25 protein-coding genes are annotated in these 25621 nt (G+C 36.5%); 15 read left to right on the top strand and 10 right to left on the bottom strand.

What is annotated here, in order from left to right:
• Positions 1 to 70 precede the first annotated feature (70 nt).
• The 8 genes from IGJ50_RS16620 to IGJ50_RS16585 form a co-directional block, all read right to left on the bottom strand.
• Complete coding sequence (locus IGJ50_RS16620; protein ID WP_069640043.1) at positions 71 to 964, bottom strand: ParB/RepB/Spo0J family partition protein; 894 nt, start codon at positions 962 to 964, stop codon at positions 71 to 73.
• Positions 957 to 1718 carry a ParA family protein gene (locus IGJ50_RS16615; protein ID WP_069640042.1) on the bottom strand — a complete coding sequence of 254 codons (762 nt, stop codon included), beginning with the start codon at positions 1716 to 1718 and terminating at the stop codon, positions 957 to 959. Before IGJ50_RS16615 ends, IGJ50_RS16620 begins: the two co-directional genes overlap by 8 nt.
• A 15-nt stretch (positions 1719 to 1733) precedes the next feature.
• On the bottom strand, positions 1734 to 2450 hold the full coding sequence (gene rsmG / locus IGJ50_RS16610) for a 16S rRNA (guanine(527)-N(7))-methyltransferase RsmG (protein ID WP_429951534.1): 717 nt from the start codon (positions 2448 to 2450) through the stop codon (positions 1734 to 1736).
• Between the two features lie 231 nt (positions 2451 to 2681).
• Positions 2682 to 3440, bottom strand: a complete 759-nt coding sequence (locus IGJ50_RS16605) for a class II aldolase/adducin family protein (protein ID WP_069640040.1) — start codon at positions 3438 to 3440, stop codon at positions 2682 to 2684.
• A gap of 6 nt (positions 3441 to 3446) precedes the next feature.
• Complete coding sequence (locus IGJ50_RS16600; protein WP_069640039.1) at positions 3447 to 3704, bottom strand: hypothetical protein; 258 nt, start codon at positions 3702 to 3704, stop codon at positions 3447 to 3449.
• A gap of 26 nt (positions 3705 to 3730) precedes the next feature.
• Entirely contained in the window at positions 3731 to 5086 is a 1356-nt protein-coding gene (locus IGJ50_RS16595) for a PTS galactitol transporter subunit IIC (protein WP_069640038.1), read from the bottom strand.
• Between the two features lie 334 nt (positions 5087 to 5420).
• Positions 5421 to 5723 carry a PTS sugar transporter subunit IIB gene (locus IGJ50_RS16590; RefSeq protein WP_069640037.1) on the bottom strand — a complete coding sequence of 101 codons (303 nt, stop codon included), beginning with the start codon at positions 5721 to 5723 and terminating at the stop codon, positions 5421 to 5423.
• Complete coding sequence (locus IGJ50_RS16585; protein WP_207121691.1) at positions 5716 to 6186, bottom strand: PTS sugar transporter subunit IIA; 471 nt, start codon at positions 6184 to 6186, stop codon at positions 5716 to 5718. Before IGJ50_RS16585 ends, IGJ50_RS16590 begins: the two co-directional genes overlap by 8 nt.
• A gap of 197 nt (positions 6187 to 6383) precedes the next feature.
• Between IGJ50_RS16585 and IGJ50_RS16580 the strand changes: the two genes are divergently transcribed.
• Both IGJ50_RS16580 and IGJ50_RS16575 read left to right on the top strand, forming a co-directional pair.
• Positions 6384 to 7142, top strand: coding sequence for a DeoR/GlpR family DNA-binding transcription regulator (locus IGJ50_RS16580; RefSeq protein WP_069640036.1), 759 nt, complete (start codon positions 6384 to 6386; stop codon positions 7140 to 7142).
• Positions 7143 to 7205: 63 nt separating this feature from the next.
• Entirely contained in the window at positions 7206 to 8156 is a 951-nt protein-coding gene (locus IGJ50_RS16575; RefSeq protein WP_207121689.1) for a 1-phosphofructokinase family hexose kinase, read from the top strand.
• A 79-nt stretch (positions 8157 to 8235) separates the two neighbouring features.
• Here IGJ50_RS16575 and IGJ50_RS16570 read toward each other — a convergent pair whose 3' ends face one another.
• Positions 8236 to 9630: a M24 family metallopeptidase gene (locus IGJ50_RS16570; protein ID WP_429951530.1), complete on the bottom strand. Its 1395-nt coding sequence runs from the start codon at positions 9628 to 9630 to the stop codon at positions 8236 to 8238.
• 36 nt (positions 9631 to 9666) lie between these two features.
• Positions 9667 to 10368 (bottom strand): GNAT family N-acetyltransferase, encoded by a 702-nt coding sequence (locus IGJ50_RS16565; RefSeq protein WP_429951528.1) that lies wholly within the window; start codon positions 10366 to 10368, stop codon positions 9667 to 9669.
• A 268-nt stretch (positions 10369 to 10636) separates the two neighbouring features.
• Between IGJ50_RS16565 and IGJ50_RS16560 the strand changes: the two genes are divergently transcribed.
• The 13 genes from IGJ50_RS16560 to IGJ50_RS16500 all read left to right on the top strand — a co-directional run bounded on the left by IGJ50_RS16560 (position 10637) and on the right by IGJ50_RS16500 (position 25613).
• The gene (locus tag IGJ50_RS16560) at positions 10637 to 11374 is read left to right on the top strand and encodes a LytR/AlgR family response regulator transcription factor (protein ID WP_069640033.1); all 738 of its coding nucleotides are present in this window, start codon (positions 10637 to 10639) and stop codon (positions 11372 to 11374) included.
• Between the two features lie 226 nt (positions 11375 to 11600).
• Positions 11601 to 11903: a WXG100 family type VII secretion target gene (locus tag IGJ50_RS16555; protein WP_069640032.1), complete on the top strand. Its 303-nt coding sequence runs from the start codon at positions 11601 to 11603 to the stop codon at positions 11901 to 11903.
• Positions 11904 to 11974: 71 nt separating this feature from the next.
• A complete protein-coding gene (gene esaA / locus IGJ50_RS16550) occupies positions 11975 to 15328 on the top strand; it encodes a type VII secretion protein EsaA (protein ID WP_429951526.1) in 3354 nt (1117 codons plus the stop codon).
• The gene (locus IGJ50_RS16545) at positions 15325 to 15795 is read left to right on the top strand and encodes a hypothetical protein (protein WP_069640030.1); all 471 of its coding nucleotides are present in this window, start codon (positions 15325 to 15327) and stop codon (positions 15793 to 15795) included. The genes esaA and IGJ50_RS16545 overlap by 4 nt, the downstream gene beginning before the upstream one ends.
• Positions 15785 to 16042 (top strand): EsaB/YukD family protein, encoded by a 258-nt coding sequence (locus tag IGJ50_RS16540; RefSeq protein ID WP_069640029.1) that lies wholly within the window; start codon positions 15785 to 15787, stop codon positions 16040 to 16042. The genes IGJ50_RS16545 and IGJ50_RS16540 overlap by 11 nt, the downstream gene beginning before the upstream one ends.
• A gap of 4 nt (positions 16043 to 16046) precedes the next feature.
• Positions 16047 to 17279, top strand: coding sequence for a type VII secretion protein EssB (gene essB, locus IGJ50_RS16535; protein ID WP_429951523.1), 1233 nt, complete (start codon positions 16047 to 16049; stop codon positions 17277 to 17279).
• Positions 17280 to 21758 carry a type VII secretion protein EssC gene (essC, locus tag IGJ50_RS16530; protein WP_429951521.1) on the top strand — a complete coding sequence of 1493 codons (4479 nt, stop codon included), beginning with the start codon at positions 17280 to 17282 and terminating at the stop codon, positions 21756 to 21758. It begins immediately after the preceding gene.
• A 4-nt stretch (positions 21759 to 21762) separates the two neighbouring features.
• The gene (locus tag IGJ50_RS16525; RefSeq protein WP_086314726.1) at positions 21763 to 22200 is read left to right on the top strand and encodes a YwqH-like family protein; all 438 of its coding nucleotides are present in this window, start codon (positions 21763 to 21765) and stop codon (positions 22198 to 22200) included.
• Between the two features lie 24 nt (positions 22201 to 22224).
• Entirely contained in the window at positions 22225 to 22491 is a 267-nt protein-coding gene (locus IGJ50_RS16520) for a TIGR04197 family type VII secretion effector (RefSeq protein WP_429951519.1), read from the top strand.
• On the top strand, positions 22488 to 23900 hold the full coding sequence (locus IGJ50_RS16515; protein WP_429951517.1) for a T7SS effector LXG polymorphic toxin: 1413 nt from the start codon (positions 22488 to 22490) through the stop codon (positions 23898 to 23900). The genes IGJ50_RS16520 and IGJ50_RS16515 overlap by 4 nt, the downstream gene beginning before the upstream one ends.
• A gap of 29 nt (positions 23901 to 23929) precedes the next feature.
• Positions 23930 to 24694 carry a hypothetical protein gene (locus IGJ50_RS16510; protein ID WP_429951516.1) on the top strand — a complete coding sequence of 255 codons (765 nt, stop codon included), beginning with the start codon at positions 23930 to 23932 and terminating at the stop codon, positions 24692 to 24694.
• The gene (locus IGJ50_RS16505) at positions 24691 to 25146 is read left to right on the top strand and encodes a DUF5085 family protein (protein ID WP_429951515.1); all 456 of its coding nucleotides are present in this window, start codon (positions 24691 to 24693) and stop codon (positions 25144 to 25146) included. The genes IGJ50_RS16510 and IGJ50_RS16505 overlap by 4 nt, the downstream gene beginning before the upstream one ends.
• Positions 25143 to 25613 (top strand): DUF5085 family protein, encoded by a 471-nt coding sequence (locus IGJ50_RS16500; RefSeq protein WP_429951514.1) that lies wholly within the window; start codon positions 25143 to 25145, stop codon positions 25611 to 25613. The genes IGJ50_RS16505 and IGJ50_RS16500 overlap by 4 nt, the downstream gene beginning before the upstream one ends.
• The last annotated feature ends 8 nt before the right edge of the window (positions 25614 to 25621 follow it).

Genomic DNA, 25621 nt, shown 5'->3' with positions numbered 1-25621 from the left:
GTCGGGTTATGGTCTAACTATTGGGTCTCACTTCATTCACCAAACTTGTTCTGCACTCTTTTTTTTCGTCTTACGCTTCATCAAAGTGAATCTCTAAGATGTCTAAGATTCTTGCTAAATCAGACTGGGAAAGGTACTCTATCTCAATTTTCCCCTTGCCTTCTTTTTCTTGAATGGCAACAGTCGTACCAAATTTATCCATTAAACGATCTTCACTTTCACGAATATAATATGGTTTGTCCTTGCTGTTTTTCTTGTCCTTCTTTGGTATCTTTTTCCCTTGATTCTCATTTAAATCATTAACGATTTGTTCTAGTTGACGCACGGTCAAGTTTTCTTTCACAACGCGTTTTGCCAAGGTTAAAATCAAGTCTTTGTCTTTTAATCCCAGTAAGGTTCTGGCTTGTCCCATTGATAAAGTTTCACCTTGAACCATTTCTTTGACCTGTGTTGGTAATGTTAATAGGCGTAAGTAGTTCGCGATATACGGACGGCTTTTTCCTAAACGTTCTGCGACTTCTACTTGGGTCAGCTTCAAGTTCTTCATCAGCATATCGTATGCTTCTGCTTCTTCTAATGGATTTAAATCTTCACGTTGTAAGTTTTCTAAAACGGCCACTTGCATCATTGCTTCTTCATCAAATTCACGAACGATAGCAGGAATCGTTTCTTTCTCTGCTAGTTTTGATGCACGGAAACGTCGCTCGCCTGCAATGATTTCGTATCCTTTAACAGCAGATTTTCTAACGATGATTGGTTGAAAGACACCTGACTGCTGGATTGAATTTGCCAATTCTTGAAGAGATGCTTCATCAAATGTTTTTCTCGGTTGGTATGGATTTGGACGAAGTTCATTTAAAGGAATTTCAATGACTTCTTCTTTTTGGACATCTACATCTTCTAGACTAGCAAAATCTTGAAACAACGCATCAATACCTCTGCCTAAACCTTTTCCTTTACTCATTATCCAACACTTCCTTTGCTAGTGCTTGGTACACTTCGGCACCACGTGAACGGGGATCATAATCAATAATCGACAAACCATGACTTGGCGCTTCAGACAAACGAACGTTTCTAGGAATGATCGTATCATACACTTTCTCACGGAAATATTTGCGGACTTCTTCTACAACTTCAGCACCTAAATTCGTGCGGGCATCGTACATCGTTAGCAAGACTCCTTCGATACGTAATTCAGGATTAAAATGCTTTTGAACTAAACGAATAGTATTTAATAATTGGCTCAAGCCTTCCAAAGCATAGTATTCGCATTGTACGGGAATCAAGATCGAATCACTCGCTGTAAAGGCATTGATCGTTAAGTGTCCTAATGAAGGTGGACAGTCGATCAAAACAAAATCGTAGATATCATCGATTTCTTCAATAGCCGCTTTTAAGCGAGATTCTCTGGCCATCATTGACGTCAATTCAATTTCAGCTCCAGCTAATTGGATCGTTGCCGGGACAATATCCAAATTTTCTCTAGAGGTTTGCTGAATCACATTTTTGATTGGTTCTTCATTGACTAATACATCATAAACGTCTGTTGCAACGTCTGGTTTACGTACACCGATTCCACTTGTTGCATTTCCTTGAGCATCAATATCGATCAGCAACACTTTTTTGCCATAATAAGCAAGACAAGCACCCAGATTCACAGTGGTCGTCGTTTTACCGACACCGCCTTTTTGATTCGCTACAGAAATTATTCGTGCCATTTGTGTCCCTCCATCTTATTTGATTGGTTGTTTATTTGGTAACCCTGGTTTTCTTGGGTATTTTTTAGGGGTTTCTTTTTTCTTTTGGATCACAACGATATGACGTTCATCTTCGGTAATGGGTAACTCAAATGACACTTCTTTTTGAAATTTACCACCTAAAATCGCAATCGCAGGTTTTGCTTCAATAATTTCCTCTTCACTTTTGGCTGCTTTCAAGGCTAAGAAAAAACCTTCTTTCTTAACTAACGGCAGACATAACTCACTCAACACATTCAAACGAGCGACTGCTCGAGCGGTCACATAGTCAAAAGCGCCACGAAATTCAACCTTTTGACCAAACGTTTCTGCACGATCATGATATAAAGAGACATCTTCCAACTTCAATTCATTGACTAATTCAGTTAAAAATGTGATCCGTTTATTCAAAGAATCAACGATCGTTACTTGTAAAGTCGGAAAAACGATTTTCAGTGGGATACTAGGAAATCCTGCACCTGCACCGACATCACAAATTGATTTGTTAGTTGAAAAATCTTCGAAAAAGGCTAGTGAAATAGAATCATAAAAATGTTTTAAATACACCTCTTTTTCTTCCGTGATTGCTGTCAGGTTCATTTTTTCATTCCATTCAACAAGTGATTCAAAGTAACGGGCAAATTGCTCCATCTGGTGATCCGTTAGCTGGATCGCTTTTTGACTTAATAATTGTTTAAATTCTTCAGGTTTCATATGTTTCCTTCCTTCCGTGAAACAGAAAATGTTTCACAGTTGTCTTTTCTTACTTTAACGCAAATAGAGATTTCTTGCAATGTTTTTAGCAAGATTTTTAGTAGTTGTAATAAAATGTTTCTTTCTATTATATACCACAAAAAAATCCCGCTCTTTTTTACAGCAAAAAAAAGAAGCAACCAGTTTAAAATGTAAGAATATCTTAAACCAGTTGCTTCATTTTCGCTTTTTTTAGTCTCCACCAGCCGTGATTTTGATTTTCTGATTATAAATCGGTTCATGGTTCATTAAATCGGCAATCGTACCAATTTTCACTCCTTTAGAATAGTAACCATCCAAAATTCCTAGCTTTTGGAAAATTGTTTGTTTATAAGCAATTTCAGCATTCCATTCAACGGTGTCAAGGATTGCTAAAGCAGAATGGATTGCTTCCATTCCTGTTTCTCCACCAGTAGTGATCAACACACCATGACTATCTAGTAAAAATTCATGCGGTAATGTTTTTCTGGCCATTGTTTTAATATGATTACTCACGATTTCAGCTAATTCTTCTGAGCAGTTCGGTTCAAATTCTAATACTTCGATGTATTCTACTTTTTGCGTAGCTTCGGTTAAGTTCGGCATATCCAATCCGCTCGTTGCCCAAAACATACTATTAGGAGCATGGGCATGCAACACAGCTTTAATTTCTGGATTCGCATCATATACTGCTTCATGCATATTGATTTCCCGAGTCAAGCCACCTTCACCTGCAATGACTTTCCTTGTATGAGGTTCTACCACTAAAATCTGTGAGGGTGACACTTGGCCTAAATATGCCTGTGACATCATCGTTGGTGTCATAATAATAAATTCTTTGCCTGCTTTATCAGTTGTCTTAAAGGAAAAGTTGCCGCCTGCTACATTTGTATTCTTACGTTCAAAAATCAATTGTACAATCTTTGCCATATCTTCTCTTTCACGCTCAAATAATATTCTGCCATCTGCCATAATTGATTACAGCTCCTTCTTTTTTAATAATTTTCCTGTACGGATCGTTTCTTTTGCCGCTTGCTGAACGACTTTATATTCTTCATATTTTTGTTTTTTTCTTTCATCATATTCTTTGAAAAGTACTGCATTTCCATTTTTATAGATGAAAAAGGAAAGAAACATGACTAGAAAATACATCGGCATACTATTCAGGGATAGCGCGCCTATAAACAATAAGATAGCCAAAAATAGTAACATCATCCACTTTGTTTTTTGATTCATACGATCCAGTCCTCTCTAGCATTTCCCTAATTTTTGATTTCATCATAGCGTTGACTTGGAACTGGTTCTTTTGCCATATATTTGTACAACCAGACAAACATGGCTATAAAAATGATAAACCCAATAATAGCTGGGATATTTAAATTTGCCGCCTCTGCAAAAAGAATTCTAAATTCCGGTCCTTCAATAGATGACCAAGTAATACTGCCACCTTTTAAATCTACTGCTCCAGTTTTCTTCGCCAATCCTGTCAAAACTGGTGCCAGATACGTTGCGCCATATAAATAAAGCGGCGTATAAATAATGCCCAGCGTGATCATGCGGTACAGGTTTCCGCCAGTTAGTAATAATCCCCCGACCGCAATGGAGTAATTAATGATTCCGGCTAAAGGCAACACTTGATTACCAGGTAAAATCATCGCGTATCCAATAAAAACAGGGACTAAAATAATCGCTGTTACCCAAATTTCAGAACGTCCTGCTAAAATCGGCCAATCTAAACCAATATAAACTTCACGATCCTTGAACCGTTTTTTCATCATTTCAGACATCGCATCCGCTAACGGTGAAAGGGACTGCATGAACATCTTACTGATCATTGGAAACAAAGCCATTGCTGTCGCAACTTGGATTCCTAAATTCAATGAACCAGAAATGCCATAGGCTGCGCCAAAACCAAGCAATACACCAATAATAAAACCCATTACACTATTTTCAGAAAAAATCCCAATTTTTGCTTTTAAAGCTGATGTATCTGCTTTTTTATTAAAGAAGGGAATTTTATCCATCACAATATTGACTGGTAACATCAACACTGCGGAAATGTTCATTAAATGCGTCACTGTTACTAATGGAATTCCAGTTAAATCTTGAATATGACGCTGGAACATATCGCCCATTTTCAGTTCCAATACAACTTGAATGACAGCCGCAATAAATCCTGCAACCAACGAACCGCTAATAAAATAGACCAGATAAGCCGTTAAAGCTTTGCCCCAAACATTCCACATATCGACATTTAATGTCTTGGTTAAATTTAGCAATAACATAATGAAATTCACGCCCAAAACGACGGCGAAAAAGACAAAAGCATAAGACCAAGACCAGGTAATACTCGCAGCTCCTGTCCAGCCTAAATCAAGTGCTGGCAAACTGATTCCAGTATTTTTAGCCATTGCAACAGACGCTGGACTTACCGCATCTGACATAAATCCAATCACCATGCTCATGCCAGTAAAGGCAACCCCTAAAGTAATGGCTGACATAAAGGCCTTTTTCAACGGCATACGGGCAATCAGCCCAATGATCAGGATAATCAACGGAACAAAAATTGCTGAACCCAGATTTAATATATAATCAATCACAGATTGAAAAATTTCCATCTCTTCTACCTACCTATCTTTTAAAATTTTTGGTATGATTAATTTGTATGTTATAAATGCTGAGAGAAGAGCTTAGCCTTTTCTCACAACTATCGGGAGGTTGGGACAGGGGTGTTTAATCCCGAGAACCACGTAGGTACTGTACAACATCAACTCATACTTCGTTGTGTTTTACAGCAATAAGAAGGAGTTCACGAAAATTGTATTTCAAATTTTTGTGAATTTCGGCTTATTTCCGAAGCCTTCAAATCTTAGTGCTTTAGCACTTAGAATTTGATGTGATCGAAGCGTAGTGATTGCTTCTGCTCCCACCGTTTATACAGACTCTTCTTTTTTACTTTCTCGTGTCGTTGATGATTCCTTCATAAATAGTATCAACGCCCATACCAGTTAAAAATGGTACGCCGGCATACACTGAAACGCCTAATTTCTCTGCTTCTTCTAATACTTCGTCATCAGGTTTTGCAATATAAACATAAATACTGGCACTTGGTAATTCTTGTAAGATCGATTTATAATCCACAGCTTCTACAGGATAGTCAATTCCATCTTCATCGAATTTACTCTTGATTTTTTCTGCTACCGTAGTACTTGTTGCGACACCACTGCCACATGCTACAATTAATTTTCTAGCCATTTTTTACTTCCTCCCATTGCTTCATGAATAAGTTGAAAAGCTGTTCATTTTCACTTATCGCTTTTAATTCTTCTACAAACGCTTCATTTTGGAATAAAATCATTAGTTCTTGCAGTAAGCCAACCTGTTTTGTAGGTTCTTTGATTCCTAAGAAAAATAGATCTCTCACCTCCATTTCTTGATTATCGCCCATTTGTTTGACCTTGATCGGCTTTGTTGTTCTTGCAATATATATGAAAGGCCTTTCAATATAGTCTGTATCAGAATGGGGTAAAGCGATATTTAGATATTCTGTGATCAGTCCAGTCGGAAATACCTGTTCTCTTGACTTGATTCCTTCCAAATAACCACTATTTACATACCCTGTTTGCTGCAATCGCTTTGCAATAAGTTCAAATAATTCTTCTTCATTTTGAACCGTTATGTGCAAATCAATCAATTCTGGTTGAAACATCTGTTTCATCTTTGTAATTCCTCCTTCATTTTGCTTCAATTCAAAGTTTTTATGTTCAACTTTGTAAATATATGTTAAACTTTGTTTATACAAAAAGAATACAACTTGTTAAATGGTTTGTCAACGCTTTCTTTCGATTGTTTTTTGTTCATTTTACGTTTAAAATGTAATAGATAAACATTTTCGAACAAAAAGGGGAGCATATTATGTTAAAAAGAGAGCGTCATGCCCATATTCTAGAATTATTAGAAAAAAATACCTTTATGACCGTATCCGATATTGCAGCAGAGCTTCAAGTTTCTGAAATGACGATTCGCCGAGATATCACTGAATTGAGCGACACGAATCAACTCGTTCGTTTATACGGTGGCGCTCAAAAAATCGATCGTAAAGATAAGGAACTGGCAACGCATGAAAAAATTAATCTACATATCGAGCAAAAAGAATACATTGGGAAGATCATGAATTCATTGATTCAGGACCATCAAGTTGTTTTTGTTGGGGCTGGGACGACTATTTTATATGCCCTACCATTCATTCAAAAGCAAAACTTGATGATTGTGACAAACAGTTTGCTCGCGTTTAATTATGTTATTGCGCACACGGACTATCGGATTTTATTAACAGGGGGGGATTTTACACCGATCACAGAAGAATTTATCGGAGAACATGCCGAGCAGACATTCGAGACCATCAATATCGACATTGCTTTTGCTGCAACAAATGGCATTTACAACAATAATGTCACCACCTCCAACTATCTAGAAGGTGGCGTACAGCGGGCAGCATTTAAAAATGCGAAGAAAAAAGTCGTGGTAGCTGACAGTACAAAATTCAACGTCAGTGATGTCTATACTTTTTATAAAATGTCTGATCTAGACTACGTGATCACGGATGACAAAATAGACGAACAAACATTTAAATTCTATCAATCTTATGGAAAACTATTAAATAAAAAAAGTTAAACTGGGTTTCACAGCTCTTTCGGGGACCCAGTTTAACGAAGGACCTGAAGGAGAGAAGCAATTATGATTTTAACAGTGACACTTAATCCATCAATGGATTCCATTTATTTTGCAGAAACATTTATTTTAGGTGAAATGAATCGTTGTAGTAATCCGATCAAAGCCGTCGGAGGTAAAGGAATCAACGCTGGCAGAACAGCGGCAATTTTAGGCAGTGACGTAACAGTAATGAGCGTTTTAGCTGGGACAAATGGAGAACTGATTCGAAACGCACTTGAACAAGAAGCTTTTAAATCCGTATTTATCCCCATTCCAGGTGAGTCTAGAAATGCTGTAACGATAATGGATCGCGAGAAAAATCAAACCGAAATCGTAGAACTTGGGCCCGTGATAACGGTCGAAACTGCCCAAAAAGTACTTGCTAACGTGATTGATTTTTCCTTTACACAACAAAAAAGACCGATCATCGCACTATGCGGATCAGCCAATACTAAAAACGAACGACTATACCAAGACTATTTACAACAGTTATATGAACAGCTCGGAGCAGAGGTGAAAATTCTAACCGATATTTCAGGCCAACAGCTTAAAAATGTCTTACAAGGGACGATTAAACCCTATTTTATCAAACCGAATATTCATGAATTTGCAGAATTACTTAGTCTTTCAATTGTAAACAAACAGGAAGTTATTAGACAACTCACCCATCCGATATTGCAAGATATTCCGTTTATTCTCGTTTCTTGCGGCGGAGATGGCGCTGTCGCAAAATACCAGGGACGGATTTTTGATGTAACGATACCAGCCATCAATAGCATCAATCCAACAGGTTCTGGCGATGCGACAGTAGGCGGGATTGCATTTGCTTTGGATCAGGGGCTTTCGATCGAAGAGACGCTCCGTTATGGGATGGCTTGTGGCATGAGTAATGCTTTGGAGCAAGCGGTAGGTTATGTTTCGGTTGAAAATGTTGAGGAACTGAAAAATAACATCGTTTTACAAGAAATAAAGTAAATGTTTCACGTGTAACAATGGATTTTTCAAAATAAAATAAGGATCAATACGTCAAATGACAGGTTGATCCTTATTTTTGCTATTTAACACATTGAAACGCTTGATCTTTTGCTAAATAAAATGGCCGTAAATAGCCTACTGTATTAGACATCGGGATAATATCTTCACTTAGATCGATGTTTAAGGTTTCTTTGATATATTTTTTTCTGATCGTGATTCGTTGCCACAATTCTGGATAGTTTTCTTTGATTTGGTTTTGTAGATCCGAATCTGCTAAAGCCACGCATTCTTCAGCACTTACTCCAGTGAAGCCTGACACAGAAGGAATAATATCTAGCTGTAAAATCATACCGCTTTTCAATTTTTCCTGCGAACCAGCATAAATCGGTGACGACATCCACTCTTCATCTGCCACTAAATGTCCAGGATTCAAGTGCCAGTGATAATCCGCTTTTGGAAAGACTGTTTCAATTGTTTGATAAAGTTCGTTTCCAGACATACCGATCTTGATGGTTTCCAACCAGGCTGTAATTGCTTGATAGTATGGCTTTGCTACCTTTTCTACGTATTCTTTTTGTGTTGCTGGGAGTTGTGTTGCATTTTCTACAACAAATCCAGTACGGCTAGACAAGCCACCTTTGAAGGCGGTTGTTAGAGATAGTGGATCGCCTAATGTCACTTGTTTGTGTGTGGGATAGATATTGGCATATTCAAATCGTTGCCCTGTTGCAGCAATTGTCACAACTGTATTCGTTTGTCCTTCCGCTGTTAATTTATTCCCTAAAACAGCTTCAGTTACACCGATTTCAACGGCATCCATTGCGTTTAATACGGCACTGGATGATAGATTTGCCCCATATTCATAATGAGCAAGTTCGTTTACATTATTTGTTATCCGAACTCCTTTATCTCCTCGAATAAATAAATGCGCTGCGTTTTTAAGAACTGCCTCCTCCCTTTTACTTGCTAAAAGAGCTTGAACAATAAAATAAGGCAAATCAAATAGTGTATCATTAGCTGATTGCGTTGCGGTAAACATTTTCCAGCCGACGACGCCGATCTTGTTCTTTTTCGATAAGCCAATCGTTTCAAAAATATTTTCCAAACTCACTTCGTTATCCATCGGTTGATTTGGCAAAGAAAACAACGGATAGTGGACTAATTGATTGTCGATCCGTGAAACTTTTGCCATTTTGAGATTTTCATTGCCTAATAGTAATGTGCATGCTCCAGTAACATCCAAAACAAGCAGTCCTTCTTCAAAACGAGGAATAAATCCAGTTAAATATTCAAAATTCCCGCCATGCTCTTTGTCCGCGTAGACCACTAAGGCATCAAAATCTTCTGACTTCATATTTTCCAAAAGCTTATGCTTTCTTTCAGCCATTGTTTCATCCGTTAAAAAGGTTGGTGCAACATCCGGAAAAATGGCAGGCTTAGGAATCTTTGCTAATTGAATTTCTATTTTTTTCATTTGATTCATTTCCTTTCAAATACACTATTTTTGTGTTTAACATTCTTTCAGGCGCTTTTTTTGCTGGCCATCAGCCGTAAAATTGCTAGGAGCTAACCATGATTCTAGACGGGATTTCGTTTGTGTCCATTCACTATCAATGATAGAAAACCATGCCGTATCTCTGTTTCGATCTTTATAAACCACAGCATTACGGAAAATTCCTTCAAAGACAAACCCTAAACGTGTGGCAGCTTTTCTGGAAGGGTCATTCAAGGCATCACATTTCCATTCATAACGTCGATAGCCTAGCTCATCTAGCGCATAACAAGCTAAAAGATATTGGGCCTCTGTAGCGATCCGCGTTTGTTTCAATTGATCAGAATAGATAACATATCCTACTTCGATCGTCCCTTGCTCTCTATTTGTTCGCATCAAAGCCAACGTGCCTATGGCTTTTCTATTAAACTTATCAATAATCGCATAATGAAATGGATCTTGTGATCGACTAATTGACTCTAAATAAGTAAAAAATTCAGCTTTATCTTCAAATGGCTCCATTGGTAAATATGTCCAGTTCTTAGCTGGACTCGTTGGACCATAAACTTGATATAAATCTTCGAGATGCTGCTTAGGATCTATTTTTTCTAAATCACAATAGGTTCCCTCTAGTATAGCTTTTGTTGGGTACTCTCTTTTTGACCAATTCGTTACAGAATAGCCAATTGGTTGCCCATCTGAATTGTAACGTACTTCCATTTCATCTCCCCCCTCGTCATTCTATGTTAGTTTAACAAAAAAAACGCTTCATATATAGAAATAGCCTTCTTAAAAATCAATTAACATTTTTATTTATTGATAAAGATTATAACAAATTCTCTAAAAACACCGCTTTTCGTACAATTTTTGAGAATTTCTGTAAAAAAAATATGCTACAATTGTAATTGACCAAAATAAAGCAACTGAAAAGTGATAAATACTTTATAAACATACATTTTTAATCTTATACTCAAGGGGAGATGAGCGATTGAAGATTGCATTGTGTGATAATAACCAGAAAGAAATAGGAAACATTGAGAAGATAATCCATCTGCACACTTCTCAGCAATACGAATTTGATTTTTTTAGTAACGGTGAAAAGCTGATACGACACCTCAACGAAATTGGGACAAGTTATAATATATACTTTATCTCTATTGAAATGACTGAAACAGATAGTGTTGCGTTAGCCCAACAAATACGAGCCTTTGATGTAGAAGCATTGATCATTTTTGTATCAGATGATATTAAACGGATGCCAGATGTGTTCAAAGTGCAAGCTTTTGATTATTTAGTGAAGCCAATTTCAAGTGCTTGTTTATTGGAAACCATGGATCGAGCAAGAAATTATTTTAATGCGATTCATGCTTATTTTGAGTTTTCGTTTAATCGAAAACTTGTGGTATTGCCGATGAATGAAATTGTCTATATCGCAAAAAGTGGACGTGTCGCATACATTCACACGACGGAACGAATCTATAAGACGTATTTAACGATGGCCGAAATCATCGCTAAATTAGATAAACATTTATTTGCTCGAATCCATGGCAGCTATGTGGTGAATTTGAACTATATTGTTGAAATTGCGAAAAATGAAATCTTCGTTAAACAATTTGAAGATGGTCTACAACAAGAAAATAACCTTTCCTTACCAATGAGCAGAACATTTAAAGAGGAGTTAAAAGTATCCTATGCAACGTTCCTAAAAGCTAGAAAAAGTCTATAATGTATAGGCTTTTTTTATTTTTCAGACTTCTAGATAACTATAAAAACCACAGAAATCTAAAAAATTTCCTTAAAGGTAAATTATAATTCTATTACCCTTGTTATTTTTTACCTAAAACACGCAACTTATTACATTAAGTATTTTACAGCCTCTTTTTATGGTAACGTTTAGGTAACTAGCGGGCACAAATAGTGCTCTCTAAAATAACAATTTGGAGGAATGAAAAATGGCAGGCGATAGAATTAAATTATCCCCACAAGAACTTAGAACTTCTGCAACAAAATATACGGACGGTTCGCAACAAGTTCAAGATATTTTACAAAAATTACAATCTGAACAAGATACGATTCAAGGAAACTGGGAAGGTAGCGGTTTTGATAGCTTTAACGATCAATTCACTGCTTTAAAACCAAAAGTAAGCGAGTTCGCTGAGTTATTAGATCAAATCAACAAACAATTGAACGAAGTTGCTACTATTGTAGAAGAAACAGATCAAAATATCTCTTCAGCAATCGGAAGAGGTCTATAAGAAACACATAACTGAGGAATAGGGAGGGCACTTGCTCCTCGCTGTTCCTCTTTTGTTTAGGAGAATGATAAATGAACAGTAAAAAACTATATTATATGTTGAAATCTGTTTGGATGGTTGTAATTTTACTTATTATGCTGATATTTATGAATCGCGATTTTACCGATATCTCTGCGAATAAAGCGAAAGAAGATCAAGATATGCGGTTGAATATTGCGTTAGTAAATGAAGATAACGGGATTAACAAAAATAACATAGACTATAACCTAGGCGCAGATTACGTAAAGAAAATCGAAAAAGATGCGACATACAACTGGTTCACAGTGAGTCGAGGAATTGCCGAGAATGGCTTAAAAACTGGCACTTATAACCTACTTGTTACGATTCCAAGTAATTTCTCAAGCAAGCTTTTAGAATTAGACAGCGAAGCACCTGAAAAAGTTCAAGTCAATTACAAAATCAATGCGAATGGTAATGCTACTTTAGAAAATGAATCAAGAAGTGTTGGCCGAAAAATCGTCAATGATTTGAACCAACAGCTTGTGGATTTATATGTGGTGAGTATCATTGATAATTTGTATACGGCACAACAAAATATTGAAAAAGTGTATACAAATCAAACAGATTCCGTTGGGAAGTTTCAAGACATTCTTTACCAACCGACGATTAATTTTAAAGACTATTTACCAGGTATTACCTCACAGTCTCAAAGTGCCCTACAAGCAAATGACTTGTTGACAAATACATTAACTGAATTTATTAAAAATCCTGAGTCTCTCGTAAGTAGCCATCAAGATTTTTCTACTTTGCTAGAACAGTTATTACAGCAACGGGCTGATGGAAAATTGACTTACGAAGAGTTTGTTAAGATTTTGACCTCAATGGATGACAGTGTGTTAAGTTCTGAAACAAACAAATTATACAGCACACTAGAAAGCTTGAATCAATCATTACAGGATGATTTCATTGCCTCAGATGATGGAAATGGCCGTTATATCGAGCAGATGAATGCATTGAATGAACAACTACTTGCTTCTAAAGCAGATGTTGAAAAGCAGATTGATGAATTGACCGCTATTCAGAATGAGTATTTTGATACTTATAGTGAAGAGTTCTTCAACCAATTTAGAGTTACTACTCCAGATGAAGTGACGTTTAGAGATGTCCTTAAAAAAATGGATTACGATTCTGGTCAACTCTCAGATGTTACTAAATTTAATGATAATTACCTGCTGAAGATGCAAGAGCGTTTGGACAGCTTACCTTTTAAACAAGATACCCGAGATATTAATCAGTTCAATGAAGTCTTTTTATATGGTCATTTTCCATATACTGAAAACCCTGCTATTGATGACATTCGAACATCTATGTATGGAAACTCTGGCATGTTGGCTACTATAGAAAAAATCAATCAAAAAATTCGCGATACCAATGATAAATATCCTGATAATCCTAAGATCGAAGAATTGGAATGGAAAGTCGATAGTGAAACAGTCAGTAAAAGTCAATATCATGAGAAGTTGAGAACAACCTATGATAATTTGATTAAGGAAAGAGATACTGCTATTACAAAATCCCGTTCGTTCAGAATCCAAACAGAAAACTATAAAACGGATGGAAAGATTATTTTTGGTGAAATTCCTTCTGAAATTGCATCTCTTACTTATAATAATGGTACCGACCAAGTTGATCCTGCTGGTGAAGAGATTCCAATTACTAGTTCTTACATGGACTTTAAGTACACCTTTGCAGACAATTTTGAAGAAACTAACGGTGCACCTACAATCCCAATTTCAGTGGTAAAAGTGCTTCATCCAGATAATGATGGAAATGCACAAGTTACACGAGCACTACCAACTGTTGATGTAACGACCGACGAAACAGAGCCTGAGTCCCAAGAAAACCAAACTACTGAGAGTACTTCTACTGAAGAAACAAGTCAGTCAGCACAATCAACTGAGGCAGTTACGCCAAAAGATACACCTCAAGTTGACACGTATACAGCTAGAGCTGTTAAAGGCACCTATGTAGTTACTTGGGAGCAGACAACCGATCTATCTGCCTTTTTAACACCCAATTATCAAAGGGCTCAAAGAAAATATGCTGAACAATTAGGAAAAACAATCGAATTGTATCAAACAGTCAACGCAGAACTAAAAGACTTCGATAAATACCCATTCGATGTCTTCAACAACTTATTGGACATGAACATGACGGAAATGTTCAAACAAGTCCTTAACGGAACCTTTGCGACAGGTCATTACAAAGACCAATATGCCAAGCTTGAAACACTACGTCGCCAAGCCGACGATATCGATCGTCAATCTGGTCGCATTGGTGAAAAGCTTCAAGATATTCAAGGCAATACTATGAGTCTAAACGAAAATGTCCAAAATCATTTAGCTCAAATCGCCGACTGGCAAAAGAATATGTCCGAAGCCACAGCATCTAACCTGAAAGTTGAAGCGGATAATGCTGCCACAGACACAGAGATATCTGCAATCGACTCGATGCTTAAAACGATCAAACAACAAGCTGAAATGCTGAAAGAAGCATCTGATATGAATGTTAAAGAAGCCGAAAGCGTTAAATCGGTCTTCACATCTTTCGACAAAGAAGTCCAAACTGCACAAAAAAATGGGGAAGATCTATCTGCTAATGCCGATGTGATCATGGACAATTTAAACAAAGAATTAGCCAACAACAATGATTTCGTTTCAGCCTTTATCAAAGTGCTGAACAACGCTCATAAAGACGGCGTACCAAACAATACCTTACTACAATTTATCGCCAATCCAGTGAACGGAAAAGCGGAAGCAACCATCAAAACAACTGAGGTCAACGAACCTTTCACTTGGATCTTGATCATGTACACGTTGAGCTTATTTATCGCTTACCTCTTTGCTACGCAACCTGTCGCAAGAAAAGTCAAGAATAAATTCAAACGAGAAAAACTCTGGCTCAAAGACAACATGCTTGAAACAATGCTACTCAGTTTAAGTGCTATCGGCATTGGCTTGATTTTAAGTCTGTTAAGTATCAGTGAATTAGGAATCGTGAAAGAATCCCAAATCGTTTGGGGCATGATGATCGTACTCTTTATGCTGATTTTCTCATTATTGAATCACTATGCGTTGAAGCAATTCCATATCGCAGGCTTTGCCTTAAGTCTTTTCCTATTTATCAGCTATGTCTTTGTCACCAATGCCATTGGAAAAACCAAAGGCAATAACCCGATGGTCGATCTTATTCGCTCCATCAATCCATTGTCGATCGGTGAAAATAACCTAGCAGATATCTTGGCAAATAACGCCTTGAATATTATTCAGATCATTTTATATCTACTAGCGATCGCAGCATTGATCGTATTCAATATTTTTATTTGGAAACCGAGACGTAAAGCGAAGGAAGTGGCCTCAAAATGAAAAAGCGAATGTCCTTATTTTTACTAGGAATCAGTCTCATTTCTTTTTCTGTTACGGCTAACGCAGAAGAAACATTACTTGATAACAACTTAGAATTACAAACAGATCGCTTGAATAAAGAACAAGTCGACGATGGCAAAACCAAAAGTTTCGTCGCAGAAGATCGCCTGTTCGAAGCAGAAATGATCCAAAAAACAAGCGATGCAAAAGCACTAGAAGAAAAACAAAAACAAGAAGACATGTCTAAGCTCTTCCTAACAAAAGCAACAAAAGTAAAAGAACTAGATGCGACACAACTATTTGCAGGAACTGAACAGAACCAAGCAGCGGTGAAAAAAGAAGAAACGGTCTCCACCGTTTCTTCTCCCCCTGCTTTGTTTCCTTTAATTTTAGGATTAGCATTAGTGACAGTCGTTACCTTACTTTTGTATCACAACAGAAAAAGAGGACAAACTCATGGCGGATAATACAGAACACATCAACGTAACGTTGTTGTATCAGAAAAATAAAGAAAAAATGGTCGATTTAAGAATCCCGAATAACATTACCGTTTTTCGATTCATTCGAGAATTAAATCAAATCTTTGGAAAAGAAAAAAATGTCCAAAAATACCAAATCAAAGTATTGAATAAAGGAATTCTTCTAGATGAAGAGAAAAAATTAAAAGATTATCCGATTACAGACGGAGACATAATTGAAGTGTTGGGAGAGTAAATAAATGGAAGCAATGAAAGAAACGATGGTCGCAATCATTATTGAAAAACATACGTATGAATTTAAGAAAACAATCGAAAACTGGCAACTTGCGTTAAGAAAATCAGAGGTTCAAGTCAACGAAGAAAAGGATTTAGCCTTACTTAAAGTCGCTCACCCACTATTAATGGATACAAGCATCCATTGGGAAGAAGACGCTGTAACATTTACCTATGATTTGCCAAAAGAACGCATTACCTTCAACGAATTAAAAGCAGGATCAAAAGAAGATAAGCTACGCGCCATGACCAATATGGCTGCGGTTGAGCAACTATTAGACTTACCACTCACCTTCTTTATCCACCCGGAAAACCTGCTGTTTGACTACAACTTACAGCCCAAAATCGCCTACCGCGGTCTAGAAGGAAAAATGCCGCCAACAGTGACGAGCAATGACTTATTATTACGACAATACAAAAGCTTGATCATTGCGTTATTTGAAAAGAAAGACGATTTTACTAAGCTTTATGAAGGACAATTAGAAATCAAAAAAGGCTCTGAATTTATCCAAACGATCTTGAAGAAAGAAAGCTTTGAAGACATCAGAGAATACCTCGTTCAAATGTATGACCAAACGATGGAACACACAGCAAAAACAACCAAAAAAGTCAGCAAAACAAAATTCCAAGTGATGAAACAACTGTCGATCTGGATGACTGTGTTATCTGCTATCTTGGTGATTCCATTAGTCTATTTACTCTTTTTCCGTTTACCGTTCTTAGATCGGATGCAAAACACAGATACAGCCTTCTTGAAAAATGACTATGAAGCTGTTATCACAACATTAGAACCTGTTAAAACAACCAGCATTCCATTTACTCAAAAATATGAGCTAGCCTTTAGCTTCATTCAAGGGGAAGCTTTACAAGAACAACAAAAAAAAGTCATCTTAAATAACGTAACACTGCGTTCTGATGAAAATTATTTAGATTACTGGATCGAAAATGGTCGTGGGAATCTGGATGAAGCCTTAGACGTAGCGAAAAACTTAGAAGATTCTGATTTGATTTTATACGGCATTACGCAAAAAATCGAACAAGTTCGAAAAGACACGAAAATGTCTGGAACTGAAAAAGAAGAAACCATCGGTAAATTAGAAGCCGACTATAAAAAATACAAAGAAAAACGTGACGAAAGTGTGAATGCTGCAGCGCAAGCGGAACAAACACAAGGATCGACTGCTCAGGAGGGAAACTAGATGACACAGACACAAGCCATCCTTTACCTTCAAGGCTATCGCTATCAGCTACTCCTTGATGAAGAAAAAGTACAACGGATCGGTTCAGACAATCAAGCCTCTCTTCACCTACCTTTACTAACAGAAGTAGACGAATTAACGATCGAAATGAAAGAGGAGTGGATCTTAACACACCAAGGTCAAGAACAGGTCTTATCACTAGACTCGCCCCTTACCCTTTCATTATCTGACGCGCAACAAGTCACGGTCATTTTAGCACCTGTCACGAAGATGCATGTATTTGACCTATTAGATAAAAAAGAACTGATTTTAAGTACTGATAAAGGCGCTACGCTGGAATTACCGAAAGACGATGTGACCAAAACGATTTCAGCTATTTTGAAAAAACAAGAAGATCAATGGTTGTTGACCGTCTTATCTGGCGAGTTGATGATCAATAATCAACTCTTTACTGGGACAGACTATTTACTTGGCAAAGGAGACGAGCTGTCTTTCCTACACCATACATTGAAAGTCTTTACTCATGAAATCCATGCCACAGAAGGCACGATCATCAAATCAGACCTCTGTGAAATTTACACATCGCGTTACGATGTCTATGAAGATTACCCAGATTTCCACCGTTCGCCACGGATCATTTACCGTGAACCAGAGGAAAAAATTACGATCAATGCCCCAAGCGAACCGAACAATAAACAACAAGATCAACTGATCAAAACGATTTTACCACCGATCGTCATGTTGATGGTAACGGTGGCAATGGCCTTTTTCAGACCAAATGGTTTATTCGTTTTAGCCAGTGCCGCAACGACCTTGATCACGATTATCTTCTCGATCACGAATTACTTTAAAACGAAAAAAGAACACAAACAAAGCTTGATCGACCGTACTGTCAGCTACAAAAAATACTTAGTCGACAAGTCAGTAGAATTACACCAATTAAATCAAGAACAAAAACAAGGGCAATTGTATCACTATCCAAACGTTTCAGAACTATTGGAGATGACCAAAACTTACAGCCCAAGAATTTATGAAAAAACAGCACTACACTTTGACTTTCTCTTCTACCGCTTAGGGTTAGGAACCCTGCAATCGTCAAGTGATATTACCTACTCAAACAAAGAACGTGGGAAAGAAACCGATGATTTAGAAAAAAGTGGGTATGAGCTTTATACGAAGAGCTTAGAGCTTGAGGATATGCCAATCGTGGCGAATTTAGTCAATGGACCTGTTGGGTATATTGGCCCTAGAAACTTAGTGCTAGAACAGCTTCATTTATTAGTCAATCAATTATCTGTCTTCCATAGCTACCATGATTTACAATTTATCTCAATTTTCCCAGAAGCCGAAAAAGACCAATGGGAATGGATGCGTTGGTTGCCTCATGCAACGATGCAAGATGTGAATGTGCGTGGGTTTGTCTATAACCAACGGAGCCGTGACCAAGTCTTGAATAGTTTGAATCAAATCTTGAAAAACCGTAAAAATTCCATGGAAGAAAACCGCAATAGTCGGGATAGTACCATCTTCTCCCCTCACTATGTGGTGATGATTACTGATGAGAAGCTAATTTTGGATCATGTCATTATGGAATTCTTCAATGAAGATCCGAGTGAACTTGGTTGTAGCGTGATTTTCGTGGAAGATGTTATGAGTAGTTTATCGGATAATATCAAAACCGTTATCGATATCCGTGACCGTAATACTGGGGTTCTTTTATTGGAAGAAGGCAAATTGAAGAATACACCGTTCCAATTAGATCACTTCCCTGCTGACTTTAGTAAAGAACAATTGCCACGTTTGTTGGCACCATTGAATCACTTACAAAACTTGAAATCAAGTATTCCAGAAGCCGTGACGTTCCTAGAAATGTACGGCATCGAGAAATTTGATGAATTTAACGTGACCCAACGTTGGGCTGAACATTCGCCACATAAAACCTTAGCTGTGCCTTTAGGTTTACGTGGAAAAGACGATATTGTCTACTTGAACTTACATGAAAAAGCTCACGGACCGCATGGTTTAGTCGCTGGGACAACAGGTTCTGGTAAATCAGAGATCGTACAGAGTTATATTTTGAGTTTAGCCGTGAATTTCCATCCTTATGACGTAGCTTTCCTCCTGATTGACTACAAAGGTGGAGGAATGGCGAACTTGTTCCGTAACCTGCCTCACTTATTAGGGAGTATTACCAACTTAGATGGCGCTCAAAGTATGCGTGCCTTAATCTCGATCAATGCCGAGCTAAAACGCCGTCAGCGCCTGTTCTCGGAGAATAACGTGAATCATATCAATCAGTATCAAAAATTATATAAAAGTGGCGATGTTGAAGAGCCAATGCCTCACCTCTTCTTAATTTCAGATGAGTTCGCCGAGTTAAAATCAGAACAACCAGAGTTTATGAAAGAACTTGTTTCCACTGCTCGTATTGGGCGTTCCTTAGGGATTCACTTGATACTTGCGACACAAAAACCAAGTGGTGTGGTAAACGATCAAATCTGGAGTAACTCGAAATTTAAATTAGCGTTGAAAGTGGCGGATAAAGCCGATTCGATGGAAATGTTGAAAACACCTGATGCGGCGGAAATCACCCAAGCTGGGCGTGCCTACTTGCAAGTTGGGAATAATGAGATTTATGAATTGTTCCAAAGTGCTTGGAGTGGTGCGGATTATCAGCCTGAAAAAGATGACCAACAGATTGAGGATCATACGATTTACTTGGTTAACGACCTTGGTCAGTATGAAATTTTAAGTGAAGATTTAAGTGGATTGGAGAATGCGGATGATGTGAAACAGATTCCGACTGAGTTGGATGCCATTATTGATGGGATTCATGAAGTGGCGGAACGTGAGAATATCACCCCACTACCGAGACCTTGGTTACCACCGTTGGAAGAACGAATTGCTTCTTCTACCCTTCATCCTGTGGACTTTAGAGAAGAATGGTTGACAGAGAAACAGCCGCTTGAACCTGTTTTGGGTGTGGTGGATGTACCGAGTATGCAGGCACAGAATACACTACGTTTGAACATGACACAAGAAGGTCATATGACCGTGTTTAGTAGTCCTGGGTATGGGAAAAGTACGTTTATGCAGACGGTTGTGATGGATTTAGCACGTGTGCATAGTCCAGAAAGATTGAATTTGTATCTATTGGACTTTGGGACGAATGGATTGTTACCTCTTAAAAAATTACCGCATGTAGCCGATACGATGAGTATTGATGAAGAAGAGAAAATCGAGAAATTTGCACGTAGAATCAATGATGAGTTGAAACGTCGTAAAAAACTGCTTAGTGAGTTTTCTGTGGCGAGTTTGGAAATGTATGAGCGTGCTAGTGGGAAAGAAGAACCGATTATTTTGATTCTTTTAGACGGTTTTGAAGGATTGAAAGATGCGAAGTTCAATGAAATCCTTGAGAAAGTGATTACCCAAGTTGCCCGTGAAGGTGCCGGAATCGGGATTCATTTACTTCTATCTGCGGGTAGACAAAACTCATTGAAAGCCATCCTTTCAAGTAATATCAAGACACAGATTGTCTTGAAGATGATTGATGATAGTGAGCCAAGAGCCATCGTTGGACGTACAACATTAACGATTGATGACTTACCTGGTCGTGGCTTGATCAAGTTGGACGAACCAGAATTATTCCAAGCAGCATTACCAGCTGATGGTGAAGATACACTGCAGATTATTGAAGCGATTCAAGAAGAAGTTAGCCAGATGGATGAGCATTGGACTGGTGAAAGACCTGAACCGATTCCTATGGTTCCTGAAATACTTTACTTTGAAGAATTTAAACAGAAAAAACAAGTCCAAGAGCTTTCACTAAGAGGAATACTACCATTAGGTGTAGATTTTGAAGAAGTTCAACCAGTTGCTATTAATTTAGATGATTCTGGCCATTTATCAGTGATGGGTGAGTCAAATAATACTTTCATGCCATTAAAACGTTCTATTCTCTCAAGCATGGAGCTTTTAACTGGAAATATGCAAACGATGGTTATTGATACAGGAAAAATTACAGATGGAATAAACCTGAATGTTAATACTTATATATCCAAAGAAGAAAATATCAAACAAATGAAGCCTTTAATATTGCAAGAAATTCAAAATCAAGTAGCTGAAAAACAAACGCCTAAAAGAATAATATACATTACAGATATTGAAAAATTTATTGAGTTAGTTGACTTGACTGAAGATGAATTAAAACTTCTTTTACAAGTAAATGAAATAAACAACATTCACTTCATATTGGCTGGATCCCACCAATATATGGCACGTACTAGAATTGGATTACCACGTTTGTTTAAAGAATTAGTAAAAACTGCTATTTTCCCTATGCGTATCTCCGATCAAGAATATATTGAAAAGCCATATATTTCAAGAGAACCAGAATTAGAAAAAAATGCTGCTCATTATAGTGTAGATAAACAATTTATAAAAATAAAGTTTGCTGTGTCTGAAAAGGAGGAATAATTTTATGACAACTGATGCTAAAGAAAAAGCACAAAAAGCGGCGATGCGAACTCAACTCCGCATACAATTAAATACTGAAACTTTACATTTAAATACTTTAAAAACAGAAAAATCTACTTTGGAAGCAAAAATAAAAAAATTAGAAACAGCAATTAAAAATATTCAATCTTCTAAAGAAACTTTTGATTCTAGTAGTACTACCTTAGGTAGTACTACTATAGAAAGCTCGTTTTGGCAAGGCGAAAATGCAACCAAAGCAAATACAGAATACTCTACTATAAAAGAAAATACTACTACTGCTAAAACAAAAATAGAAGACGGCTTACAAAAAATAGAAGATAAACTAACTGAATTAGAAGAAGAATTAATTGAACTAGAATCTAGGGTAGTTAATCAAGAAGCATCGGTTGCTGACCTAGCAAATCTATTAGCAACTATATAAATTAGACATAAGAAGGTGAAGTAAATGGGAGATAAGATAAAATTTGATCCAAAGGAATTTGAAGACAAAATCAGTAAATTCTCAACGGGAGGGACAGATCTGTCTATGGATGTTACAGACTCTATTTCTGAAACTGATATAGAACCCTACACTTCTTTTAAGACTGTTCAACAATCTTTGAGCCAATTTTTAGGAACTTATCAGTCTTTGATTGAATCTGATGTCACACAAATGAAAAGTATCGGTGCAGCATTAGTAGAAACTGATAAAAGAATAGGAGGTAAAAAATGACAACTGTAAAAATTAGTGAAGTCCAAGATTGGAGCAATAACCTCTCTACTTTTACAACTGAATTTTCTGGAAAACTTGACACATTAAAAGAAGCCTCAAATGGTTTAGCCACACTAGAATCATTTGACGGGAACGGCGCAGGATCTGTTAAAAATTATTTGAAGGATACCCACTCAAAGTTAGCAGAAAGTTACAAAGAAGCTGTTGAATCCTTTTCTGATGAAGTAACACGATCATTGACTGATTTTTCAAGTCAAGTAGACAACTCAGGAGATTGCGTTATTAAGAAAAGCGAAATTGAAACCTTCAAAACAACCGTTGAAACACAATACAAATCTGTAAAAACAAGTTTAAAAACAATTAATACAGAATTTTCAAACGTTAGCAGTATTTGTTCAGTATCTAAAATAGAGTTAACAGAGGCAAATGAAGCATGGACGGAGCTAAAAAAGATTATTAAAACAATGTTTGAAGATTTACAAACCTTTGAAAGTAGTTTTTCCGGCGTCTTATCAATATTCTCTACACAATTAGACGGTTTAAATCAAGTTAGTCAGACAATGGGGCAAATTGGTGAAGTAGGCTTGAATAACTACAATGCTAAAAATTTTAATAAACTTAATGATGTTTGGGGAAATCTAGACCTTTTAAAAGATGGATTTAAATTAGGTAAAGGACTAAAATTTTTTGAGCAATGTATAAAAGATGGTAGTCTAGTGCTAGTAGAAAATGCAAAAGGACAAAAAATATGGAAAGTTACTACTAAAAAATTATATGATATGATAAATACTACGAGACGTCCGTGGAGATCTGGTAGTCAATTTAGATATGTTAGCGAATGGAATGGAACTTTTAAATCGGGAACAATGGATTTATTTGAGAATAAATTCCAATTACCTGGTACTCACCCAGCATATTTAAAACCTGGTGGACTTAAAAACTCTGTCAAAGGAGTTGGAAGTGCAACTTGGAAAGGAGCACTCAGTGACTTTAAACCAGATGAATTTAAAGCTTTAAATAAAGTAGGAAAAGGCCTCTTCTTTTTGAATATCGGAATGTCTGGATTAGATAATTATAATGATGCCTACTCTGATCCAAACTTAACAAATGTTGAAGCATTTTTTGCAACGGGAGTTAATACTGCTTCAGATGTAGCTATTAGTGGAGCAACTTGGGCGGGCTCAATGGCTACCGCAGCTGCTATAGGTACAATGATATTTCCAGGTGGAGGAACTGTCGCAGCTGTTGCAGTTACAGGAGCTGCGATAGGAATTAACTGGCTAGTAAATGAAGGTTTAGAAAAAATAGGGGTTAAGGATGCTGTTAAGGATGTTGGAAAAGGAATTGTAAAAGGTGTATCCGATAGTTTAAGTTGGGCAGGGAAAAAACTTGGAAACTTTTTTGGCTAATAAATAATTAATAGGAATAGGAAAAATAAATGTTAAAAAAATTAAGTTTGAAACAATTCACCGAATCTCAATTGACTAATTGGGATTCCGCAATTCGCTTTGGAAACACAGATAAAGATAAAGTACAAACTTTTCAATTTGCTTTATATTTTCTAGGATCAATTTTTATTCTTTTTATTCTACTAGGTCCCAAAAAATTTGATTTTAATTTAGGGTGGATAGAATACGTTTCTACAGTATACACATTACTACTTTTTATTTATATGGCAATATTGTTAATTTCAAATAGAAATAAAAATATTTCTCCCAAAATAGAAATTTACAATACTTTAAACATGGGTTTAGGAACATTATGGGTAGTACTATTTTTTTTCAATGGATATATATTTATGACAAAAGTATTATTTGCTGAGAACACTTATAAACAGTGGATTTTTAAGTATGAAGATCAATTCAATTTAATTTCTAATATGCTGTTTTTATTATTAATAATCACTTTTTTCTCTGGTTATTTTTATGATATTATTTATAGAACAAAGCAAGATAAACTAAAAAAAATGACTGATACGGATAAAACGGAAGGAAATAAATTAAGAGGTTATGCATCGGTTGGCGCATTAATAGGACTCGCATTATCAAAAGTATTTATCTCTGGAGATTTATTTCTATCGATTTTTCTATTGATTCTATCTTACTTCTTTATGTTTTTCACACCCAGAACTTTTATACCAACTTATTTAAAAATTAGATTCCCAGAGAAATATTTAACTAACAGAATGGAGAATGAACATTGAAAATAGAGCAACGGCCACTATACATGAAGAACTTAATTAATTTTTCAAGAGAAATTTTACCAAAGGAATGGGAAAATGGTCTAAATACATTACAAGTTCTGGAATTGAACGAAGGCCTGTACCAATCTGGTCCATTATTCTTTTCTATAAAAGATATTCAAGATCATGAAGAAAAATCCTTTACATTTTATATGCCAATAAATTGGGCAACTGAGATTCCGCCTGAATTGGATTCATTAACTTTCACAGAAGAATTATCAATTCGAAACGCAGTAATGTTACGACAAGCTGATAATGAGGACAACTTTCTTGTAGCAAGAGAAAAAATTGAACAATATGCAAAAGAAAATAAAATAACTTTAGAAGACACTTCTTATGTTATTTGCACAGATGTTTTTGGAGAATACGTATTAGATATCTACATTCCCATAAAGGATGTGTCTACAAAATGATTGTGGAAGGGCAAAAAATAGAATACAGAAATGTAATATCAAAATATTATACTTTTATTCCAGCTGAAATGCAGTTAGCCATAGATGATTTTTTTGAAATAATCAGTGAGAATAAATTGACACCAAACGGTTCTTTTTTCTACTCCATTAATACCTATAACCAAAAAGATACTTCAGAACCCATATTGGCTGAATTCTTTCTCCCAGTTCAAGAGAATAATGTGGAAATAGATATGGAAATTTTAAATTTCCGAACCTACTTTGCTGTTTCTAATATGATTATGACACGAATTGATCATGATTTTGAAAATAAAACTCTAGAAAGTTACGGTAAGTTATTAGAGTATACAGACAAACAAGGTATGGAATTAACTGCTCCATTTTTCCATCTTTTAAAAGTTATGGATGATATAAGCTATCTGCAAATTTATTTAGGTGCGACAAGAATATTTGAGTATCAAAAATAATCATTAAA

This window comes from Enterococcus sp. AZ101 (assembly GCF_050499005.1).
Taxonomy (GTDB): Bacteria; Bacillota; Bacilli; order Lactobacillales; family Enterococcaceae; genus Enterococcus_L; species Enterococcus_L ureilyticus.
Note: the sequence above shows the minus strand (reverse complement) of the source record. Positions and strands in the feature narration are given on the sequence as shown.

What these genes read in the sequence shown, in the direction of transcription:
- IGJ50_RS16620 (WP_069640043.1), bottom strand. Translation starts at nt 964, where the DNA reads ATGAGTAAAGGAAAAGGTTTAGGCAGAGGTATTGATGCGTTGTTTCAA.
- IGJ50_RS16615 (WP_069640042.1), bottom strand. Translation starts at nt 1,718, where the DNA reads ATGGCACGAATAATTTCTGTAGCGAATCAAAAAGGCGGTGTCGGTAAA.
- rsmG (WP_429951534.1), bottom strand. Translation starts at nt 2,450, where the DNA reads ATGAAACCTGAAGAATTTAAACAATTATTAAGTCAAAAAGCGATCCAG.
- IGJ50_RS16605 (WP_069640040.1), bottom strand. Translation starts at nt 3,440, where the DNA reads ATGGCAGATGGCAGAATATTATTTGAGCGTGAAAGAGAAGATATGGCA.
- IGJ50_RS16600 (WP_069640039.1), bottom strand. Translation starts at nt 3,704, where the DNA reads ATGAATCAAAAAACAAAGTGGATGATGTTACTATTTTTGGCTATCTTA.
- IGJ50_RS16595 (WP_069640038.1), bottom strand. Translation starts at nt 5,086, where the DNA reads ATGGAAATTTTTCAATCTGTGATTGATTATATATTAAATCTGGGTTCA.
- IGJ50_RS16590 (WP_069640037.1), bottom strand. Translation starts at nt 5,723, where the DNA reads ATGGCTAGAAAATTAATTGTAGCATGTGGCAGTGGTGTCGCAACAAGT.
- IGJ50_RS16585 (WP_207121691.1), bottom strand. Translation starts at nt 6,186, where the DNA reads ATGAAACAGATGTTTCAACCAGAATTGATTGATTTGCACATAACGGTT.
- IGJ50_RS16580 (WP_069640036.1), top strand. Translation starts at nt 6,384, where the DNA reads ATGTTAAAAAGAGAGCGTCATGCCCATATTCTAGAATTATTAGAAAAA.
- IGJ50_RS16575 (WP_207121689.1), top strand. Translation starts at nt 7,206, where the DNA reads ATGATTTTAACAGTGACACTTAATCCATCAATGGATTCCATTTATTTT.
- IGJ50_RS16570 (WP_429951530.1), bottom strand. Translation starts at nt 9,630, where the DNA reads ATGAAAAAAATAGAAATTCAATTAGCAAAGATTCCTAAGCCTGCCATT.
- IGJ50_RS16565 (WP_429951528.1), bottom strand. Translation starts at nt 10,368, where the DNA reads ATGGAAGTACGTTACAATTCAGATGGGCAACCAATTGGCTATTCTGTA.
- IGJ50_RS16555 (WP_069640032.1), top strand. Translation starts at nt 11,601, where the DNA reads ATGGCAGGCGATAGAATTAAATTATCCCCACAAGAACTTAGAACTTCT.
- esaA (WP_429951526.1), top strand. Translation starts at nt 11,975, where the DNA reads ATGAACAGTAAAAAACTATATTATATGTTGAAATCTGTTTGGATGGTT.
- IGJ50_RS16545 (WP_069640030.1), top strand. Translation starts at nt 15,325, where the DNA reads ATGAAAAAGCGAATGTCCTTATTTTTACTAGGAATCAGTCTCATTTCT.
- IGJ50_RS16540 (WP_069640029.1), top strand. Translation starts at nt 15,785, where the DNA reads ATGGCGGATAATACAGAACACATCAACGTAACGTTGTTGTATCAGAAA.
- essB (WP_429951523.1), top strand. Translation starts at nt 16,047, where the DNA reads ATGGAAGCAATGAAAGAAACGATGGTCGCAATCATTATTGAAAAACAT.
- essC (WP_429951521.1), top strand. Translation starts at nt 17,280, where the DNA reads ATGACACAGACACAAGCCATCCTTTACCTTCAAGGCTATCGCTATCAG.
- IGJ50_RS16525 (WP_086314726.1), top strand. Translation starts at nt 21,763, where the DNA reads ATGACAACTGATGCTAAAGAAAAAGCACAAAAAGCGGCGATGCGAACT.
- IGJ50_RS16520 (WP_429951519.1), top strand. Translation starts at nt 22,225, where the DNA reads ATGGGAGATAAGATAAAATTTGATCCAAAGGAATTTGAAGACAAAATC.
- IGJ50_RS16515 (WP_429951517.1), top strand. Translation starts at nt 22,488, where the DNA reads ATGACAACTGTAAAAATTAGTGAAGTCCAAGATTGGAGCAATAACCTC.
- IGJ50_RS16510 (WP_429951516.1), top strand. Translation starts at nt 23,930, where the DNA reads ATGTTAAAAAAATTAAGTTTGAAACAATTCACCGAATCTCAATTGACT.
- IGJ50_RS16500 (WP_429951514.1), top strand. Translation starts at nt 25,143, where the DNA reads ATGATTGTGGAAGGGCAAAAAATAGAATACAGAAATGTAATATCAAAA.